We start from the raw sequence: 18809 nt of genomic DNA, 5'->3' as shown, positions 1-18809 counted from the left end.
GGGCAAGCAGAACGAAACCAGTACACGAACCTGTTTGAGCCTCGTCGGTGGATGTGGTTCGAGGAATATCAGGAACGATCGTAAGAACCATCCGATTGAGTTCGTACTGGCAGGCCCATACCGGTGGAACGCGAAAACCCGACGGGCGATTTGCACTGGCACGAAGAAGTACCTAGCCCCCTCTTCAGACCTGGAACGCACGGGGTAAACCCGCTCGCCCGGCGATGCGCAAACCAAACCAGCTAAACGCGGCCGCCTCCATCAGGCGGCCGCGTTCGCTTTCAGCCCGGCCTCGACCGAGCCCCGTTACCTCAGTGCCACCGCCCCGTATCCGTCCCCGGCGCGAACGCGATCCCGCGCAGCACTTCCGCAAACTTCGCAGTCCGAAGCACTGCGAATTGCTCATGCGCCGCCGTCGTCGCGCTCGTGTTCTTCAACATGTCACGCACCGCAACCAGCCGGTTCGGATCCGCACCGACGTCGCCGTTGCCGCTGACGGTCGACGTAATCGCCCAGATCGTCACCGTACCGTCGCGCTCGACGCGTCCCGTCAGGTTGCGCAGGCCGGCCGTCGCGGGGGCCCATGGCAGGCCCGTCGCCGAATTGTTGCCCGCCGGATAACCGGCGACCGAATACGGCTGACCGAGATTCAACCCGTTCTGCAGCGTGTACGCGAGCTTCCACTGCTTCGCACCCGCGTCATAAACCCACTTCTGCAGCCCCGCCGTCTTCTGCGCAACGGCATGCGTGTACAGATCTGCGCCGCCCGTGTAGCCGTCGCCTTCGTCCGCGACATACAGCGTGTTCGCGTCGGCGAACCAGATCCCGAACGGATAGGCAAGCGTCGTCGCGGTCTTGTTCGGCGTGCTCGGGAAGCCGGCCAGCACGCACAAGTTGCTCGGCAGGCCGGCCGTCTGCAGCGTGGCCGCGTTGTACGCGAGCGGCGCCGTCGGCAGCACGGCCTTCGGCGACGGCACGCCGACGCCCGACGGACACGCGGTGCCGGTCGTATCGACGAAGTACACGGTGTTCACGCCGTTGCCGCCGCTGCCCTTCGTGTAGTACACGACGTTGTCGTGCACCGCGATGCCGCGGAAGTTGTCGTCCTTGCCGATCTTGTCGGCCTTCGCGCCGAGTTCCGTGACCGAGAAGCTCGCGAGCGGCGTCGGCACGCCCGGATCCTGCTGCGCTTCATGATGCTTCGCACCGTCGATGAGCTGTGCGCCCGCGCCGAGGATCACGTTGTCCGGCTGCGGGTTCGCGCCGTTGCCGGCGTTGCCCGACGTGTAGTAGATCTCGCGGCCGTCGCGATCGTTCAGGATCGCCGCGCGGCCGTTGTTGCCGCTGTACGCATTCGTCTCGGTGAAGCGGAAATGCCCATGACGATCGACGCGCGCGATCGCGCGATAGAAGGCCTGCCCGTCCGGGTTCGTCGTATCGACCGCGAGCGGCGTGTTCGAGTTCGACACGTCGACCGCATTGACCGGCGCGACGTAGCCCATGAACGTCAGGTAGCTGCCGTCGAGCGACAAGTTCAGGCCGAGCTCCGACTTCGAGCTGAAGCTCGTCACCATCTGGTCGTGCGCGAAGCCCTTCTGCAGGCTGTTCGGCACTTCGAGCGTGCTGACGACACCGCCGGCCGGCGTGATCTGGTCGAGAAAAATGCGCGACGTGATGCCGAAGCTGCCGTCGTAGCGGTCGTTGTTCCACACGTACGGATAGGTGCCGTCGTTCGGCGCGCCTGATGCCGCGCCGCAACCGCCGGTGGTTTTCGCGCAGTTCGGCGGCAGGATCGCGCCGGGCTGGACGTTGCCCGACACGTTGTCGTACACGCTGCGGCTGAGGACCAGGAAGCCCGGCACGAAACCCGGTGCAAAACGGCCGTCGCCGTCGTTGTCATGCGCGGCAGCGTGTGCGCCGATGCTCGCGGCAATCAGCGTCAGTGCGAAGACGGGAACGGCACGATCGCGCAGCGCGCGGCGGCGCTTCGCGGACAAGGCGAGATTCGGCATGGACAAGGCTCCGTACGACATCGAGTGAGGACGTTGTTGGTGGACAGACTGACGACCTGAAGCCCCGCCACCTTAGCCATGCTTGATGAAGAATTGATTGCACGCGATCTCGCGGAAACCCGCGTACGCATGCGGGTTTCCCGGTTCAGCGCCTTGTTATTGATCCGTAATACGAAAGAAATGAATCAGACAGCCATTCAGGCGGATTGCCCCGCATGCGGCTGCGTGAGCTTGCCGTCGCCATACTCGCGCAGCACCTTCGAAATCACGACGCGATAGCCGTCCAGCCAGCGCGCCTGTTTCGTCTTCGCCTCGAGATGCGCCGGGTGCTGCATCAGTTGCTGCAGCGCCGCCTCCGATTCCCAGTAATAGACGTTCTGGATCAGCCCCGATTCGGCGTTCTCCCACGTCTCCTCGCCGAGGTAGCCGGGCGTTGCGCGCGCCATGTCGGCGATCTGCCGGTCGAGCCGGTGGAATTCGTCGTCGTATTGCCCGGCTCGGAAAATGAAGGTCGACGCGTACATGCCCGCTCCATCGAAAGCGATTGAAAGAGCGCCGATTGTAAGGCACGTGCGGCAGGCCGCCGTCGTTACGCGGCGAGCGTATCGAGGTCGGGCCGGTCGGCGAGCCACGCGTCGATGCGCGGTGCGTCCTCACGAATGCCGGCCGCGGGCGCCGGCATCGCAGCCAGTGCATGCCGTGCCCGTTCGAGCGCCTGCGCGAAGCCGCGCAACTCGCGCGTCGCGGGCCGGTCGTCGGCATGCCGGCGCGCGAGTGCCGTTTCAATGTTCATACCGATCAACGCGAGTTGCGCGTCGATGAACTCGATGCAGCGTGTACGGCAATACGCGGACACCGGTGCGACGGCCAGCAGCACCGGCACGATCGACACGGTCAGGTAGCCGCCGGGCGCGAGCCGCGACAGTGCATGGCGCACATCCTGCCCGCCATCGGTCAACGATGCGAACACGGCATCCCGCCACACCGCGCGCTCGAATACCAGCGCATCGCGATGTGCGTCGAGCGCCGCGCGGTCCGCGACCTGCCCGGCCGTCACTAGCGGAATGGGAAATGAGGACTCGACGGCAGCGTGTGGGGCCCCTGCTTCGACGATGCAGTTCGCGCCGAGCCATCCCGCATCGTCGCGCCGTGCGGCCAGCACGCGGGACTGCAAGCGGTCCGGCAGCATCGGATCGAGCGGCACCGCGCGGCAGATCGACGGCTTGTCCGCATGAACGCTGCAGCGCCCGTCGTCGGCCAGCGCCGCGCAACGGCCGAGCGACGGATAGTCGTAGCCCTGCAGCGTCAGCGCGATCCATTCGCTCCCCGCACCGCCGGTGCGATGAAACAACCGCGCCGACAGCGCATCGGAAGCCGCGACGTCTTCCGCGTCGAGCGCGTACTCGCGGCCGCCCGCGCGCCAGCGCTCCCCCGTTCGCCGCTTCGGCACGGGGCGGATCGTCAGCGCACCGACGAAGCGATGCCGATGCCGGAACAGTTCGCGCAACGACAGCGTCGGTGCGCTGTTGCAGCAGCGTCCGCAAGCGTTGCACGCGAGCAGCCAGCTATCTACCACGGCCGACGCACCGAATCCTGGTAGCGCGTGAGGATGAAGCGCGCGACGTCGTCCGAGTGATACGCGGCGACGAGCTGCGCGACCCACGGCTTCGCGCGATCCGCATCGCGCACCGTCAGCACGTTCGCATACGGCGAGCGCGCATCCTCGATGCTGACGCTGTCGCGTGCGGGTTGCAGCCCGGCGCGCGCGGCATCGTCGCTGTCGATCGCAACGAACGCGGCCGTGTCGAGCGCGGCATGAAGGCGACCGCGCCGCAGCGCGACGAGCTTCAGCCCGAGCCGGTTGCCGGTCACGTCGCGCAGCGTCGCATGCAGGCCGGCCCGCTCGCGCAGCGTCACCAGCGTGTCGTTCTGCAGCAGCACGAGCGCGCGTGCCATCCCGCGCGGATCGGCGGGAATCGCGACCGTCGCACCGGGCTGCAGTTCGTTCAGGTTCTTCAGCTTGCGCGAGTAGAGCGCCATCGGCAACGTGACGGTCGGCGCGACTTCGGTCAGCGCGTAGCGTTTCTGCGCGCGCGTCGCGGCAAGCTGATGTGCACCCTCGAAACTGGCTGCGTCGATCCGGCCGTCGGCCAGCGCCGCGTCGATGCGCGATGCATCGTCGAATTCGACGACGTCAATGCCGAATCCTCGCGATGCGGCGACCCGCTTCACTTCGTCCAGGATCTGCGCATGCACGCCGCGCGTCACGCCGACACGCACCGCCGGTGCGGTCGATTCGGCGGCCACGGTCAAACCCGAATGAACGACCGCGCACGCCGCCATCAGCCACGCGCCCACGCAAACCATGACGCGCTTCATGATGCATCCCTCAGAATCGTGCGAAACCCGATATGCGACGCGCCGAGATCGGCTTCCTGCTGTTCGCGCGACGACGCGCGATAGCGCACGCAGTAGTCGCGCGAGCACAGGAACGAGCCGCCCTTGATGACCATCGGCGTATCGTGCCGGCGCGTCGGCGGCGCGACGGCCGCCGTGTCGCCGTTCGTATGCGACTGGTGCGGGCCCGTGTACGCGTCCTTGGTCCATTCCCATGCATTGCCGATCATGTCGTAGAGCCGGAAGCCGTTCGCCGCGTAGCAGCCGACCGGCGCAAGCCCCGCATGGCCGTCCTCGGCCGTGTCGAGCACCGGGAACACGCCCTGCCAGTAGTTCGCGGCCGGCTTGCCCCGCGCATCGCGCGGCGCCGCGTCGAGCGATGCATCGTCGCGGCCGGCCTTGCCCGCGTATTCCCATTCGGCCTCGGTCGGCAGGTCGCGGCCGAGCCAGCGCGCATACGCGAGCGCATCGCGCTGCGTGACGAGCGTGACGGGCAGGTTGCCGAGCCCGTCGACATTGCTGCCCGGCCCGCGCGGATGACGCCACGATGCGCCCTTCACCCACGACCACCATGCCAGGTCGCGCGCGTTCATCTCGTCGCGCGTCGGCACATGAAACACGGCCGCCCCATCCTGCTGCTCGGCCTCGGTCACGTAGCCCGTCGCCTGCACGAACGCGGCGAACTGCGCGATCGTCACGTCGGTCTGGTCGATCCAGAACGCGCCGACACGCGTGCGGCCGTCACCGGCCGGGCGTTCGTCCGCATAGCCGCGCGTGCTGCCGAACACGAACGCGCCGCCGCGCAGGTGCACCATCCCGGCCTTCGGGTCGTCGCGCCACCCGCCCGGCAAGCCCGAATAGCGCGCGCACTGTTGCTCCGTGCCGAGCGGCGCGAGCGCACGGCCGCGATTCGCGTCGTCGAATGCACCGCCCGCCGGTGCGACGGGATTCGCATAGCCGGCCGCGAACGCGGCGGCGAACAGCGTGGCGGCCAGCGCCGCGCCGATCGTCCAGAACCGGACCCGCATCGTGTCGCTCCCGGGTTCAGTAGTAGCCGCGCGGACGCAGCGGTTCCACGCCGCCGACGTTGCTCATGTAGGTCTTCCACTGGTCGACCAGCGTGCTGATCACCGACGGGTTCTGCGCGGACACGTCGGCCGCCTCGCCGCGATCCGCCGCGAGGTCGTACAGTTGCCAGTGGCCATCGAGCGGCCCGAGCGGCGGCTCGGTCCACAACGCCTTCCAGCGGCCGTCGGCGCTGCGCAGGTACGCGCGGCCATACGCTTCGTCACCGAACGGCGTCGTATGCACTTCGCCCGTCGCCGAGCCGGTGAGCACCGGCAGCAGCGACTGGCCCGTCACCGGATACACGTAGCGGTTGTTGTAGACGACCTTGCCCTTGTTCTGGTCGACGCCCGTCAGCGTGTTCACGAGCGGCGGCGCCGGCTGCGACGGCGGCGTGACGCCCGCGACCGCGAGGAAGGTCGCCGTGTTGTCGGTCACGTGCGTGAACGCGCGCAGCGTCGGCAACTGCTGCGTCTGCCCCGGTAGCCGCACGATCGTCGGCGTCGACACGCCGCCTTCGGCCGAATAGCCCTTCGTGAGCCGGAACGGCGTCGCGCTCGCTTCGGCCCAGCGCAGCCCGTATTGCAGCCGCTGCGCGTTCTGCTTGCCGTTGTCGGTGCCGAGCGCCGAATAGACCGGCTCCTGCCCGTTCGCGGTGTCGGTCGCCGTCGGGTCCGCGCCGGAGTCGATCGGCCAGCCTTCCGCGCCGTTGTCCGACTGGAACATGATGAACGTGTTGTCGTATTCGCCGATGTCCTTCAGGTGCTGGATCAGCAGGCCGATGTTGTAGTCGAGGTTCTCGACCATCCCCGCATAGATCTCCATGTAGCGCGCCTGTGCACGGCGCTCGGCCGGGCTCAGGCTCGCCCACAGCTTGTCGACCTTGCCGGTGCCATAGTCGCTGTAGCCGTCGGCGGCCGAATGCACGGCGCTGATGTACTTCGCGTTCGCGGTGCCGTTGTTCGCCGTCGCGGGCGACGCCGACGTCGTTTCGGGCAGGCCGTCGAACGGCTTGAAGTCCGCGGGGATCAGGCCGAGCGCCTTCTGCCGCGCGATCCGCGCGTTGCGGATCGCATCGTAGCCGGCGTCGTACACACCCGCGTACTTGTGCAGCCACGGGTCCGGCACCTGCAGCGGCCAGTGCGGCGACGTATATGCCGCGTATGCGAAGAACGGCTTGCCGTCCTGCTTGTTCGAATCGATGTACGAGATCAGCTTCTGCGTATAGAAATTCGTCGAGTAGAACACGGCCGGGCTGCCGCCCGCGCCGCCCGGCTGTCCGGGCTGGCCAGGCTGCACGTAGCGGCCGTCTTCGGTGTAGTTCGACGAGCCGGCCGGTTCGTGCGCGAAGTGGTTCGTCGCCGCGCCACCGAGCAGCACGTAGCTGCGCTCGAAGCCCCACTGGTCCGGCGTCTGCCCGCTGCCCGTCGCGCTGCCGACGATCCCCGAGCCGATGTGCCACTTGCCCGCGATGTACGTGTGATAGCCGGCGTCCTTCAGAAGTTGCGCGAACGACAGCGCGCGATCGTTCAGGTATCCCTCGTAACCTGGCAGGCCGCGTCGCTCGTCGGTCGGGACGCCCATCGTGCCTTCGCCGACGAGGTGGTGATCGGTGCCGGAAATCAGCATCGCGCGCGTGATCGCGCACACGGTGCCGGTGTGGTGGTTCGACAGGATGCGGCCCGATGCGACCAGCGCGTCGAGGTTCGGCGTGTTGATCTCGCCACCGAATGCATGGATGTCGGAATAGCCGAGATCGTCGGCCATGATGTACAGGATGTTCGGGCGCTTGGCCGCGGGCGTCGCATTGGCCTGGGGCGGCGGATTGCTGTCGACGCCGCCGCATGACGCGAGCGACAGCGCGCCGGCAATCGCGGCACAGACTACGCGGAAACGGAAAGCATGCAACGGCGCGGCGGACTTTTTCATTCTTGTTGACGCTCGATCTACGGGATCGGCGATCTTAGCGTCGCTCGCGCAGCGCCCAAAGTCGGATTCGTCACATGCTAACGGGAAGGGGGAATATGCGGCGCGCGCCATAGCGCCTCCACGCAAATGCTTTTCCGAATCCGTTATTGGATCGCACCGCCGCGCGTTTTTATACTCACTCGTCAGCACGCTCCGATGAAACGTGCCAACCCATTTCGACGCAACAGAACAGGACGGACAGATGAGCCTACGCCCCTTGCACGACCGCGTGATCGTGAAGCGACTCGACCAGGAAACCACCACCGCATCGGGCATCGTGATTCCCGACAGCGCCGCCGAAAAGCCCGACCAGGGCGAAGTGATCGCCGTCGGCCCCGGCCGCAAGGACGCGGACGGCCAGCGCATCGTGCCCGACCTGCAGGTCGGCGAGCGCGTGCTGTTCGGCAAGTACGCGGGGCAAGCCGTCAAGGTGGACGGCAACGAGTTTCTCGTGCTGCGCGAAGAAGACATCGTCGCGGTCGTCAATCAATAACGGAGCGCAATCATGGCAGCCAAGGAAATCATTTTCAGCGACATCGCGCGTGCGAAGCTGACCGAAGGCGTGAACATTCTCGCGAACGCGGTGAAGGTCACGCTCGGGCCGAAGGGCCGCAACGTCGTGCTCGAACGCAGCTTCGGCGCGCCCGTCGTCACGAAGGACGGCGTGTCGGTCGCGAAGGAAATCGAACTCGCGGACAAGCTTCAGAACATCGGCGCGCAGCTCGTGAAGGAAGTCGCGTCGCGCACCAGCGACGCAGCCGGCGACGGCACGACGACGGCCACCGTGCTCGCGCAGGCAATCGTCCGTGAAGGCCAGAAGTACGTGGCGGCCGGGCTCAATCCGCTCGACCTGAAGCGCGGCATCGACAAGGCCGTCGCATCGGCCGTCGACGAATTGAAGAAGATCAGCAAGCCGACCACCACGAGCAAGGAAATCGCTCAGGTCGCGACGATCTCCGCGAATGGCGAGGAATCGATCGGCCAGCGCATCGCCGAAGCGATCGACCGCGTCGGCAAGGAAGGCGTGATCACGGTCGAGGACGGCAAGTCGCTCGCCGACGAGCTCGACGTCGTCGAAGGGCTGCAGTTCGATCGCGGCTACCTGTCGCCGTATTTCATCAACAATCCGGACAAGCAGATCGCCGAGATCGAGAACCCGTACATCCTGCTGCACGACAAGAAGATCTCGAACATCCGCGACCTGCTGCCGGTGCTCGAACAGGTCGCGAAGTCGGGCCGGCCGCTCCTGATCATCGCGGAAGACGTCGAGGGCGAAGCGCTCGCGACGCTGGTCGTGAACAACATCCGCGGCATCCTGAAGACGGTCGCGGTCAAGGCGCCGGGCTTCGGCGATCGCCGCAAGGCGCTGCTCGAGGACATCGCGATCCTGACCGGCGGGCAAGTCGTCGCCGAGGAAACGGGCCTCACGCTCGACAAGGCGACGCTCGCCGAGCTCGGCCAGGCGACGCGCATCGAGGTCGGCAAGGAAAACACGACCGTGATCGACGGCGCGGGCGACGCGAAGAACATCGAGGCGCGCGTGAAGCAGATTCGCGTGCAGATCGAAGAAGCGACCTCCGACTACGACCGTGAAAAGCTGCAGGAACGCGTGGCCAAGCTCGCGGGCGGCGTCGCGGTGATCAAGGTCGGCGGCGCGACCGAGATCGAGGTGAAGGAGAAAAAGGACCGCGTCGACGACGCGCTGCACGCGACACGTGCGGCCGTCGAGGAAGGCATCGTGCCGGGCGGCGGCGTCGCGCTGATCCGCGTGCGGCAGGCGATCCGCGCACTCAAGGCTGGAAACGCCGACCAGGACGCAGGCATCAAGATCGTGCTGCGCGCGCTCGAGGAACCGCTGCGCCAGATCGTCACGAATGCGGGCGAGGAAGCGAGCGTGGTCGTCGCGAAGGTCGCGGAAGGGTCGGGCAACTTCGGCTACAACGCGCAGACCGGCGAATACGGCGACCTCGTCGAATCGGGCGTGCTCGATCCGACCAAAGTCACGCGCACCGCACTGCAGAACGCGGCGTCGGTCGCGGGGCTGCTGCTGACGACCGATGCGACGGTATTCGAAGCACCGAAGGATGCGGCGCCGGCCGCGGTGCCGGGCGGCCCCGGCGCGGGCGGGCCGGGGTTTGATTTCTGACGATCCGACGATCCGACGATTTGACGAAGCCTCGGTCTCGCCGCCGCATCGGGCACCTGGGCCGCGATCGCGATTGTCGGGCGCAGCCTGCTCGTGACCGGTTCCGCATTACCCCCAAAAAAGGTTCATCGCGGGATTCCGGGGAACGCGGCACGCGGCACGCGGCGCGCATCGTCGGCCGAACGGTGGGTCCGGGTTTTCATCAGGACATCCGGTACGCCGTACGATCCATTATGGAGAAAGCACTGTCGCAGCCAACCGCAGGAGGGCGCACCGTGACTTCCGATCCCAATCCCTCGACCGCCTTCGTGTTCGCCGGCGGCGGCAGCCTTGGCGCGATCGAGGTCGGCATGCTCCGCGAACTGGTCGCGATCGGCGTACGGCCTGATTGCGTCGTCGGTGCGTCGGCGGGCGCGATCAATGCCGCCTATTTCGCCGGCCGGCCGGACGCGGATGGCGTCGCGATGCTCGCCGCGCTGTGGTGCAGAATCCGCCGTCAGGACGTCATGCCGTTCTCGATGCGCAGCGTCATCGCAATGCTTCTGCGCAACCGGCCGCATCTGGTCGAGGCCGATGCGCTGCGCCTGCTGTTGGAACAGAACCTGCCGTACCGGCGGATCGAGCAGGCCGCGTTGCCGCTCCACATCGTCGCGACCGACGTGCTGAACGGCCAGGAAGTCGTGCTGTCGGCCGGCTCGGTCGTGGATGCCGTGCAGGCCAGCGCGGCGATTCCCGGCGTGTTTCCGTCGGTCAGCATCGGCGGCGTGGAACTCGTCGACGGCGGCGTCGCGAACAATACGCCGATCTCCGTTGCGATCGCGCTCGGCGTCAAGCGGATCGTCGTGCTGCCGGCCGGGTTCGCCTGTGCGTTGCGCGTGCCGCCGCGCAGCGCGATCGCGCATGCGACGCACGCGCTGACGCTCGTGATCGCGCGGCAACTGGTGCGCGATCTGGAACTGTACGCGGCACACGCGCAGATCCATGTCGTGCCGCCGCTCTGTCCGCTCGACGTGTCGTCATACGATTACTCGCAGTGCGCGCAACTGATCGACAAGGCCGCGGAGCGCACGCGCGCGTGGATCGATGCGGGCGGACTCGCGCAGTGCGCGATTCCTGGCCAGCTGCGCGAACACGATCACGCCACGGCGCTGTCGCATTGACGGTTGCTCACGTGCCACGCACACTCACGACTGACGAACGCCGATTGCCGGGCTGCCGGGTCCGTCCTCTCCCGGGAAATATGCGCAGAACCCGAAAAAAGGCCGCTTGCGACGTCCCGCTGCCGGGAGCCACAAGCGGCCTTCTCGCGTGCCGCGCGTCTCAGCGCCGCGCCGCCAGCCTTCTCACGACGCTGACCAGCGCATCGACTTCATCGCAGGTGTTGTAGAACGCCAGCGACGGCCGCACCGTCGCCTCGAGCCCGAAGCGCCGCAGGATCGGTTGCGCGCAGTGATGCCCGGAGCGCACCGCGATGCCCTCCTCATTCAGTGCCTGCCCGACTTCCTCGGTCTCATAGCCCTTCAGCACGAACGACAGCACGCTCGCCTTGTCGCGCGCGGTGCCGACGAGCCGCACGCCCGGCACCGGCGCGAGCACGCTCGTCGCATACGCGAGCAGATCGTGCTCGTAGCGCGCGATGTTCTCGATGCCGACGCGGCTCACGTAGTCGAGCGCCGCGCCGAGCCCCACCGCATCCGCGATGTTGCCGGTGCCGGCCTCGAAGCGGTTCGGCGGCGGCTGGAACACCGTGCGCTCGAACGTCACGTCCGCGATCATGTTGCCGCCACCTTGCCACGGCGGCATGTCGTCGAGGATCGCGCGCTTGCCGTACACGACGCCGATCCCGGTCGGCCCGTAGATCTTGTGCCCGGAGAACACGAAGAAGTCCGCATCGAGCGCCTGCACATCGACACGCATGTGCGAGATCGACTGCGCGCCGTCGACCAGCGCCTTCGCGCCCGCGCGATGTGCGAGTTCGACGATCTCCTTCACCGGCACGACCGTGCCGAGCGCATTCGACACCTGCGTGACGGACACGATCTTCGTGCGGTCGTTGAGCAGCTTCCGGTATTCGTCGAGCAGCACCTGCCCCGAATCGTCGACCGGAATCACGCGCAGCCTCGCGCCCTTGAGCGCCGCAAGCTGCTGCCACGGCACGATGTTCGCGTGATGCTCCAGATGCGACACGACGATCTCGTCGCCTTCGCCGACGTTCTGCACGCCCCACGTCTTCGCGATCAGGTTGATCGCCTCGGTGGTGCCGCGCACGAACACGATCTCGTCCGGCGACGATGCGCCGATGAAACGCCGCACCGTGTCCCGCGCGTGTTCGTATGCATCCGTCGCGCGGCCGGCCAGTGCGTGCGCGGCGCGATGAATGTTCGAGTTCTCGTGCGCATAGAAATACGCGAGGCGGTCGATCACGGCCTGCGGCTTGTGCGTCGTCGCCGCGTTGTCGAACCAGACGAGCTGCTTGCCGTTCACGCGTTCCTGCAGGATCGGGAAATCGCGGCGGATCGCGTTCACGTCGAACGGCGGGTGCGCGCCGCGATGCAGGTGGCCCTGCGGCTCGGCGGCATGCGCATCGTCGATGAAGTAACGCGGCACGTCGGCACTCGATGCGCGCGACACCGGCGCGTCGCGATGCACGGCGAGCAGGTCGCGCAATGCGTCGTCGCCCGGCAGACCGAACGCTTCCGGCGATGCGAGACCGTTCGACGGCACGACGATGTCCTGCGGCGTCGTCTGCCAGCCTTGCAGCGAACCGTCGGTGAAGTAGTACGGCGATGCCTTCGCCGCGCCTTCCGGCGCCGGCGCATTCACCTGCGGCACGCCGAGCGCCGCGCCACCGACGCGCGGTTCGAACGCGGGCGCGATCGACACCGCGTTGTCGGGCAGCCCGTTCTGCGCGGCCGCATGCGGCGCGAGTGCGGGTGCGCGGTTGCCGAGCGACAGCACGTGCGTCGGCGCGGAGGGCGCGAGGTTCGCGCCGGGCACTTTGCCTTGCGGGAGCGCGAGACCGGGCACACCGGTACCCGCACCGCCCGGCCCCGCGAGCGGCGAGCCGCCCGGTACCGGGTTGCTCACCGATGCGAGGATCGGCGCGGCGGCCGGCAATGCCGACGGCACGCCCCCGACCGCGCCGCTGCCCGCCGACAGCTCGGGCGCGGTGGCCTGCCCGGGCGGCGTCGCGAAGAACTCGGACGCGAGCCGCGCAAGCGCCGCGGGATCGGGCAAGCCGGCCGGCAGCGGCGCGTGCGGCAACGCGTGCGCGTCGCCGCCGGCCAGGCCGGGATTAACGGTAGGTGTCGGGATAGTCATGGAACTTGGCGATTTCGACGTCATCGAGGACAGCCAGCGCATCCGGCGAATGGACCGCGAGCGAGCAATACAGCGAGATCAGGTACGACGCGATCGCCTGGTCATTGATCCCCATGAAGCGCACCGACAAGCCCGGCCCCTGCTCGCCCGCGACGCCCGGCTGGTAGAGACCGACGACGCCTTGACGCTTGTCGCCGATGCGCAGCAGCAGGATCTTGGTCTTGCCGTCCGCGACGGGCACCTTGTCGGACGGGATCAGCGGAATGCCGCGCCACGTGAGGAACTGCGAGCCGAACAGGCTGACCGTCGGCGGCGGCACGCCGCGCCGCGTGCATTCGCGGCCGAACGCAGCGATCGCGAGCGGGTGCGTGAGGAAAAACGCGGGTTCCTTCCACACCTTGGTCAGCAGCTCGTCGAGGTCGTCCGGCGTCGGCGCACCGGTCAGCGGGAAGATCCGCTGTTCGTCGGTCACGTTCGCGAGCAGCCCGTAGTCCGGGTTGTTGATCAGCTGGCTTTCCTGCAGCTCCTTGATCGTCTCGATCGTCAGGCGCAGCTGTTCCTTGATCTGGTCATGAGGACTGCTGTAGAGATCGGAGATCCGCGTATGCACGTCGAGCACCGTGCTCACCGCGTTCAGGAAATACTCGCGCGGCTGCTCCTCGTACGGCACGAAGGTTCGCGGCAGCACGCTTTCGTCCTCGAGCTGCGTGCACGCGGCGCGCACGGCTTCCGGGTTCTTCACCTGGTTCAGGCGATAGATGCCGGCCTCGACCGGCACCCACTGCAGCAGATGGGTCAGCCAGCGCGGCGTAATCGTGGAAAGCTGCGGGACGGTCTTGGTAGCGTTCGCTAGTTGGCGGGCGGCGTGATCGCTCAGCGCGGCCGTGCCGCTTGCAACGGTCGACATGTGGGGCTCCGGGTTCTTAAGATGAAAAACGGGATTGCTTATGACGCGGGGTGATTATCGGAAGCACGCACCTGCCGGCTCAACATGCTATAGCCGTCATACGGCACAACCGAACGGGAAAGGAAGCGGAATGCGTCAGGTGACGTACACGCCGGGCAACAGCGTCGAGATCGACACGTCGAATGCGCGCGCGATCTTGTCGGCGGTGACGATCGACGCGATCGCCTCGCCGCGCTCGATCTCGCCGACATACGAGCGGTTCAGCCCCGCGTGTTCGGCAAGCTGCTCCTGCGACCACGTGCGCGCCTCGCGCAACTTGCGCACGTTGGCGCCGAAGTGCTGGATCAGGTCGCTCATGTCGTCACCTGCGTATCGGATACCGGCTCGGCCGGCTCGACCCGCGCGCGCGGCGCGGCATTCGCCTCGCTGCGCAGCACAGCCTGCGTGATGTTCGCGCCGGCCGGCACGTCCTGCGTGAGCCACACATTGCCGCCGATCACCGCGCCGCGGCCGATCGTCACGCGGCCGAGGATCGTTGCGCCTGCATAGATCACGACGTCGTCCTCGACGATCGGATGGCGCGCGAGCCCCTTCTCCAGATGGCCGGCCGCATCGCGCGGGAAGCGCTTCGCGCCGAGCGTGACGGCCTGGTACACGCGCACGCGCTCGCCGATGATCGCCGTCTCGCCGATCACGACACCCGTGCCGTGGTCGATGAAGAAGCCGGCGCCAATCCGCGCGCCCGGATGAATGTCGATGCCGGTTTCCGCATGCGCCTGCTCGGCGATGATCCGCGCGAGCAGCGGCAGCCCGAGTTGATACAGCTCGTGCGCGAGCCGGTGGTGGATCATCGCGAGGATGCCGGGATAGCAGAGCAGCACTTCGTCGACGCTGCCCGCCGCCGGATCGCCATGGAACGCGGCCAGCACGTCGCTGTCGAGCAGACGGCGAATATCGGGCAAACGTGCGGCGAAGGCCTGCACGGCGGTGGAGGCCGCTTCGTCGATCTGCGCGTCGGCGTTGCGTTGCCGCGCCGCGTAGCGCAGCTCGAGCGTCACCTGCGCAAGCAGCGCGTTCAGCGCCGCGTCGAGTGCGTGAGCCACATAGAAGTTCTCGCTCTCCTGTCGCAGGTCGGGCGGCCCGAGTCGCATCGGGAACAGCACGCCCTTCAGCGCGCCGATGATCTGTGCGAGCGCCTCGCGCGCCGGCAGGTCGCGCCCGCCCGGCTCGAGCGAGCGCCGCTGCTTCTCGCGCCACGCGCGGCGCACGGTCTGGAGCGACTGAACGATGTCGTCGATATCGAATGCGGCCATGCTGACTTCTCCCCGTAACGGCCGTGACTCAGTCCTGCGCCCACGGCAGGCCGCGATGGCGCCAGCCGTTCCGGCTGCCGCGATGCTGCTGTTCGTCGAGGTCGCCCTCGAACCCTTCGAGCACGTTGAATACCTGCGTGAAGCCGCCCTTGGTCGCGGCCTCCGCCGCCTGCGCGGAGCGGTTACCGCTGCGGCAGAGCAGCAGCACCACCGCGTCCTTGCCGGTCTTCGCTTCGAGTTCGCGCACGAAGCGCGGGTTACGCGTCAGGCTCGTGCCGGTCGCCCATGCCACGTGCAGCGACGCCGGCACGTGGCCGACGAATTTCCGCTCTTCCGCGGTGCGCACGTCGACCAGCAATGCGTCGCCCGCCGAAACCAATGCCCATGCGGCTTCCGGTGCCACGCCGCCCGCGTAGGGCGTACCCGCCGATGCGGCCGCCGCGCGGGCGTCTTCGAGCGCCTGCCGGGCGTCGGTTCGTTCTTCCAATGCAAACGTCATCACGCTTCCTTGTTCTCGCAGATTCGTATGATCAACAACGCCGGGAATGCGGCCGGTGCAGCTTGCGTGCTGTCTATAGCCGTCAGTCCCACTATGCGAGCGCGGTCGGGGAAGCAGAACCAATAAAAATTCATTTCCAAATCAGCGGCGCGAGGATTGCAATAGCAGAGGCGCGCTATGGGTGCGGGTTCGTGCGGGGGAGGTGGAACGACGGCCGTTCGATGTCATGCATCGAAGGTTGTTGAAAGGGTTGGCGGCTGCGAAGTCAGGAACGGTGCAGGACGCGACGCGCTGCACGTCGCGATGGCATCCGAAGCGCAATCGTGCGCCGGCGGGATGACGCACGCTTCGATGAATCGATGAACAACAACCGACGGGCGCGGTGCATCGCCCACGCACCACGCCCGTCACCGCATCAAACGACAGGATCGACCGCCGCGATCGCCACACCACGCGCCTCGATATCGCGCCCGGCCAGCAAACACAGATCCTCACGATGATGCGCGGCGACGACCTGCACGCCTACCGGCACGTGATCGACGAACCCCGTCGTCACCGCGAGCCCCGGCAACCCCATCGCCGGCAGCGCACGCAGCGTGAGCTGCGCTTCCCATACCCGCTCGAACCCTTCCGGTCCTTGCCGATCGAGATCATCGGGAAACGGCAGTTCCGACGACACCGGCAGCAGCAACACCGCGTATTCATCGAGAAAGAGCCGCCACTGCCGCGTCAACGTCGTGCGCCGCACGAGCGCGCGGCTGATCACGTCGGCCGGCAGATCGCGCACCTTGCCGCGCACGGCGGCGATCACCGCGGCCGCGCCCGGATCGCCGTCGCTGGCGACCGCGTTCGTCAACGCGTCGAATCCGTCGCCCAGCCAGAGCTGCTCCTGCAACAGTGCGGCCTCGCGCATCGGCGGCGTATCGTCGATTTCATCGACGGTCCAGCCCGCATCGACGAGCCGGCGCGCCGCGTCGCGCAACGCGGCCTCGACTTCGGGCACGACCTGCAGGCCGCCCGGACGCACGCACAACGCCGCGCGTTTCGGCACCGCGCGGCCGTCGATCGGCACCGGCACGTACCACGGGTCGCGCGGGTCCGGCGCGGCGAACGCACGCAGCGCCAGCGCGAGATCGTCGATCGTGCGTGCGATCGGTCCCGTCGTCGACATCAGTTGCGCGCCGATCGCACGCTCCGGCGACGACGCGTTGAACGCCGGCACACGCCCGAGCGACGGCCGGATGCCATGCACGCCGCACGCATAGGCCGGGTAACGCACCGAGCCGCCGATGTCGGTGCCGACCGCGATCGGGCCGATCCCGGCGGCTACGGCCGCCGCCGCGCCGCCGCTCGATCCGCCTGGCGTCAGCGACCGGTTGCGCGGATTGTACGTATGGCCGTGCACGAGATTCGACGTGAACCAGCGCAGCGCGAACGTCGGCGAATTGGTGCGGCCAAGCAGCACCGCGCCCGCCCTTCTCAGGTTCGAGACCGACGGGCTGTCCGCGCTCGCGATCAGGTTTTCCTGCAGCCGCGTGCCGTTGGTCGTCGCGAATTCCGCGACGTCGACGTTGATCTTCACGGTCACGGGCACACCGGCGAGCGGGCCGGGATCGTCGCCGCGCGCGATCGCGCGATCGACTTCGTCGGCCTGCCGCCGCACGTCGTCGGGGCGATGCTCGACCACCGCGTTGATCGCCGGGTTCGCCACGTCGAGACGGGCCAGCGTCGCCTCCGCCACTTCCCGCGCGGACACTTCACGTTGCCGCACCCGCTTCGCGATTTCAGTCGCCGACAGCTGCCAGAGTTGTTGCGTCATGACATCTCCTTGCAAACGGACATCACAATCACCGCCGGCACCGCGCGTCACCCGCATCGCGGCGCCGCATTCACTCACTGCGCATCCTGCTTCGCACGTTCCGCGGCCGCGATGATCGCGTCGGCCACGGCCTTCGGCTGGCTCAGCATCGCGACATGGCTGCCGTTCACGCGCGTGACCGTCGCACCGATCCGCTTCGCCATCGCCTCCTGCAGCTTCGGATCGATCATCCGGTCCTGCGTCGCGACGACGAACGACGACGGCTTCGCATGCCACGCGGCCTGCGTCACCTTCTCCGAAATGCAGCCACCGTACCACGGCCCTTGCGTCGCCGCGACGACGCGCTGCTGTACGGGCGGCAGGTCCGGCGCGAAATCCTGCGCGATCGCCTTGTCCGACAGCGTCGCGAAGCCGCCGGCATCCTTGCGCAGCTCGCCGGCCCACGCCGGCGCCGGCAACCCCTGCGTGACATCGGCGATCGACTGGCCGTTGTCCGGTGCGAACGCGGCGACGTAGACGAGCGACTTCACCTTGTCGTCGTTGCCTGCGTCGCTGATCACGACGCCGGCCCACGAATGGCCGACCAGCACGACGGGGCCCTTCTGCTCGTCGATCGCGCGCTTCGTCGCGGCCGCATCGTCGGCGAGCGAACTCAGCGGATTCTGCACCGATACCACATGCAGGCCGCGCGCTTCGAGCAGCGGAATCACGCGGTTCCAGCTCGACCCGTCGGCGAACGCGCCGTGCACCAGCACGACGTTCGTGCCCTTCAGGTCGTCCTTCGGCGCGGCCTGCGCCGCGACCGCACCGAACAGCCCGCCGAGCACCGCCGCGGACACCAGAACCCGTTTCGTCAAACCGACCATCGTCATGCTCCTTTCCATCGTGTTGTGCATCTGAAGTGTTTCCGGTGCGGCCGCGCCTGCGTGCGGCAGGCGCGGCAGCGAATCACGAATGTGCGTACAGATCGTCGGCGTCCGTGCGGGCGCTGCGTGCAGCGCGCATGTCGGATGCGGCGAAGCGGGCAGCGGGCGCCGACGCGTCCGCCACGTTGTCGTCCTGCGACTTCGACGGGCCGTTCTGGTCGGAACGCGCGACCCGCTGCGCGGCGGCGACGGCGTTCTGTGCGGCGGCGATATCGTCCGGATAATGCGCTTCGCTGCTGGCCGGGCTGTAGCCGGCCTTCTCGAGCCGGATCAGGTCGGCGCGTACTTCGGCACGCGTGAGGCCGTGGCCGGTATCGGCGAACGACAATGCGGGAATGGCGGCGAGGACGGCAACTGCGAGGATTCGAGCGGCTTTCATGAGATTTCTCCTTGGCGGAAGTTGGGGTATCGATCACTCGGCATCCGGTGCGTACGT

At 67.6% G+C, this 18809-nt stretch carries 17 protein-coding genes; 3 read left to right on the top strand and 14 right to left on the bottom strand.

All coding sequences use genetic code 11. The features are described 5' to 3' along the window. Positions 1 to 311 precede the first annotated feature (311 nt). The 6 genes from DIE06_RS00510 to DIE06_RS00485 form a co-directional block, all read right to left on the bottom strand. Entirely contained in the window at positions 312 to 2012 is a 1701-nt protein-coding gene (locus DIE06_RS00510; protein ID WP_124659670.1) for a hypothetical protein, read from the bottom strand. 197 nt (positions 2013 to 2209) lie between these two features. Beyond that, on the bottom strand, positions 2210 to 2536 hold the full coding sequence (locus DIE06_RS00505) for an antibiotic biosynthesis monooxygenase (protein ID WP_039354446.1): 327 nt from the start codon (positions 2534 to 2536) through the stop codon (positions 2210 to 2212). Between the two features lie 65 nt (positions 2537 to 2601). Further along, positions 2602 to 3588 (bottom strand): YkgJ family cysteine cluster protein, encoded by a 987-nt coding sequence (locus DIE06_RS00500; protein WP_124659669.1) that lies wholly within the window; start codon positions 3586 to 3588, stop codon positions 2602 to 2604. Further along, the gene (locus DIE06_RS00495; protein WP_124659668.1) at positions 3582 to 4391 is read right to left on the bottom strand and encodes a MetQ/NlpA family lipoprotein; all 810 of its coding nucleotides are present in this window, start codon (positions 4389 to 4391) and stop codon (positions 3582 to 3584) included. The genes DIE06_RS00500 and DIE06_RS00495 overlap by 7 nt, the downstream gene beginning before the upstream one ends. Continuing rightward, positions 4388 to 5437, bottom strand: a complete 1050-nt coding sequence (locus DIE06_RS00490) for a formylglycine-generating enzyme family protein (RefSeq protein ID WP_124659667.1) — start codon at positions 5435 to 5437, stop codon at positions 4388 to 4390. Before DIE06_RS00490 ends, DIE06_RS00495 begins: the two co-directional genes overlap by 4 nt. 16 nt (positions 5438 to 5453) lie before the next feature. Next, positions 5454 to 7403: an arylsulfatase gene (locus DIE06_RS00485; RefSeq protein ID WP_124659666.1), complete on the bottom strand. Its 1950-nt coding sequence runs from the start codon at positions 7401 to 7403 to the stop codon at positions 5454 to 5456. 241 nt (positions 7404 to 7644) lie between these two features. Between DIE06_RS00485 and DIE06_RS00480 the strand changes: the two genes are divergently transcribed. The 3 genes from DIE06_RS00480 to DIE06_RS00465 all read left to right on the top strand — a co-directional run bounded on the left by DIE06_RS00480 (position 7645) and on the right by DIE06_RS00465 (position 10748). Beyond that, the gene (locus DIE06_RS00480) at positions 7645 to 7935 is read left to right on the top strand and encodes a co-chaperone GroES (protein ID WP_011356207.1); all 291 of its coding nucleotides are present in this window, start codon (positions 7645 to 7647) and stop codon (positions 7933 to 7935) included. 12 nt (positions 7936 to 7947) lie between these two features. Further along, complete coding sequence (groL, locus tag DIE06_RS00475; protein WP_124659665.1) at positions 7948 to 9588, top strand: chaperonin GroEL; 1641 nt, start codon at positions 7948 to 7950, stop codon at positions 9586 to 9588. Positions 9589 to 9863: 275 nt separating this feature from the next. Further along, complete coding sequence (locus DIE06_RS00465; protein ID WP_124659664.1) at positions 9864 to 10748, top strand: patatin-like phospholipase family protein; 885 nt, start codon at positions 9864 to 9866, stop codon at positions 10746 to 10748. Between the two features lie 160 nt (positions 10749 to 10908). Here DIE06_RS00465 and DIE06_RS00460 read toward each other — a convergent pair whose 3' ends face one another. The 8 genes from DIE06_RS00460 to DIE06_RS00425 form a co-directional block, all read right to left on the bottom strand. Further along, positions 10909 to 12909, bottom strand: a complete 2001-nt coding sequence (locus tag DIE06_RS00460) for a family 2A encapsulin nanocompartment cargo protein cysteine desulfurase (protein WP_124659663.1) — start codon at positions 12907 to 12909, stop codon at positions 10909 to 10911. Further along, positions 12884 to 13816 carry a family 2A encapsulin nanocompartment shell protein gene (locus DIE06_RS00455; RefSeq protein ID WP_124659662.1) on the bottom strand — a complete coding sequence of 311 codons (933 nt, stop codon included), beginning with the start codon at positions 13814 to 13816 and terminating at the stop codon, positions 12884 to 12886. Before DIE06_RS00455 ends, DIE06_RS00460 begins: the two co-directional genes overlap by 26 nt. A gap of 135 nt (positions 13817 to 13951) precedes the next feature. Beyond that, entirely contained in the window at positions 13952 to 14173 is a 222-nt protein-coding gene (locus DIE06_RS00450; RefSeq protein WP_006749621.1) for a helix-turn-helix domain-containing protein, read from the bottom strand. Beyond that, on the bottom strand, positions 14170 to 15129 hold the full coding sequence (epsC, locus tag DIE06_RS00445) for a serine O-acetyltransferase EpsC (RefSeq protein ID WP_124659661.1): 960 nt from the start codon (positions 15127 to 15129) through the stop codon (positions 14170 to 14172). Before epsC ends, DIE06_RS00450 begins: the two co-directional genes overlap by 4 nt. Before the next feature lie 28 nt (positions 15130 to 15157). Then, complete coding sequence (locus DIE06_RS00440; RefSeq protein ID WP_124659660.1) at positions 15158 to 15628, bottom strand: rhodanese-like domain-containing protein; 471 nt, start codon at positions 15626 to 15628, stop codon at positions 15158 to 15160. Between the two features lie 415 nt (positions 15629 to 16043). Further along, positions 16044 to 17447 carry an amidase family protein gene (locus tag DIE06_RS00435; protein WP_124659659.1) on the bottom strand — a complete coding sequence of 468 codons (1404 nt, stop codon included), beginning with the start codon at positions 17445 to 17447 and terminating at the stop codon, positions 16044 to 16046. A gap of 74 nt (positions 17448 to 17521) precedes the next feature. Beyond that, positions 17522 to 18313 carry an alpha/beta fold hydrolase gene (locus tag DIE06_RS00430; protein WP_124660036.1) on the bottom strand — a complete coding sequence of 264 codons (792 nt, stop codon included), beginning with the start codon at positions 18311 to 18313 and terminating at the stop codon, positions 17522 to 17524. A gap of 82 nt (positions 18314 to 18395) precedes the next feature. Continuing rightward, positions 18396 to 18752, bottom strand: a complete 357-nt coding sequence (locus DIE06_RS00425) for a DUF4148 domain-containing protein (RefSeq protein WP_124659658.1) — start codon at positions 18750 to 18752, stop codon at positions 18396 to 18398. Positions 18753 to 18809: the final 57 nt, after the last annotated feature.

The organism is Burkholderia sp. Bp8998, assembly GCF_003854235.1.
Classification (GTDB): domain Bacteria; phylum Pseudomonadota; class Gammaproteobacteria; order Burkholderiales; family Burkholderiaceae; genus Burkholderia.
The sequence above is the reverse complement of the archived record's forward strand: the minus strand, read 5'-3'. Positions and strand labels throughout refer to the sequence as shown.

Bases quoted from the DNA above. Each gene is read 5' to 3' on its own strand.
- DIE06_RS00510 (WP_124659670.1), bottom strand. From the start codon at position 2,012: ATGCCGAATCTCGCCTTGTCCGCGAAGCGCCGCCGCGCGCTGCGCGAT.
- DIE06_RS00505 (WP_039354446.1), bottom strand. From the start codon at position 2,536: ATGTACGCGTCGACCTTCATTTTCCGAGCCGGGCAATACGACGACGAA.
- DIE06_RS00495 (WP_124659668.1), bottom strand. From the start codon at position 4,391: ATGAAGCGCGTCATGGTTTGCGTGGGCGCGTGGCTGATGGCGGCGTGC.
- DIE06_RS00490 (WP_124659667.1), bottom strand. From the start codon at position 5,437: ATGCGGGTCCGGTTCTGGACGATCGGCGCGGCGCTGGCCGCCACGCTG.
- DIE06_RS00485 (WP_124659666.1), bottom strand. From the start codon at position 7,403: ATGAAAAAGTCCGCCGCGCCGTTGCATGCTTTCCGTTTCCGCGTAGTC.
- DIE06_RS00480 (WP_011356207.1), top strand. From the start codon at position 7,645: ATGAGCCTACGCCCCTTGCACGACCGCGTGATCGTGAAGCGACTCGAC.
- groL (WP_124659665.1), top strand. From the start codon at position 7,948: ATGGCAGCCAAGGAAATCATTTTCAGCGACATCGCGCGTGCGAAGCTG.
- DIE06_RS00460 (WP_124659663.1), bottom strand. From the start codon at position 12,909: ATGACTATCCCGACACCTACCGTTAATCCCGGCCTGGCCGGCGGCGAC.
- DIE06_RS00455 (WP_124659662.1), bottom strand. From the start codon at position 13,816: ATGTCGACCGTTGCAAGCGGCACGGCCGCGCTGAGCGATCACGCCGCC.
- DIE06_RS00450 (WP_006749621.1), bottom strand. From the start codon at position 14,173: ATGAGCGACCTGATCCAGCACTTCGGCGCCAACGTGCGCAAGTTGCGC.
- epsC (WP_124659661.1), bottom strand. From the start codon at position 15,129: ATGGCCGCATTCGATATCGACGACATCGTTCAGTCGCTCCAGACCGTG.
- DIE06_RS00440 (WP_124659660.1), bottom strand. From the start codon at position 15,628: ATGACGTTTGCATTGGAAGAACGAACCGACGCCCGGCAGGCGCTCGAA.
- DIE06_RS00435 (WP_124659659.1), bottom strand. From the start codon at position 17,447: ATGACGCAACAACTCTGGCAGCTGTCGGCGACTGAAATCGCGAAGCGG.
- DIE06_RS00430 (WP_124660036.1), bottom strand. From the start codon at position 18,313: ATGGTCGGTTTGACGAAACGGGTTCTGGTGTCCGCGGCGGTGCTCGGC.
- DIE06_RS00425 (WP_124659658.1), bottom strand. From the start codon at position 18,752: ATGAAAGCCGCTCGAATCCTCGCAGTTGCCGTCCTCGCCGCCATTCCC.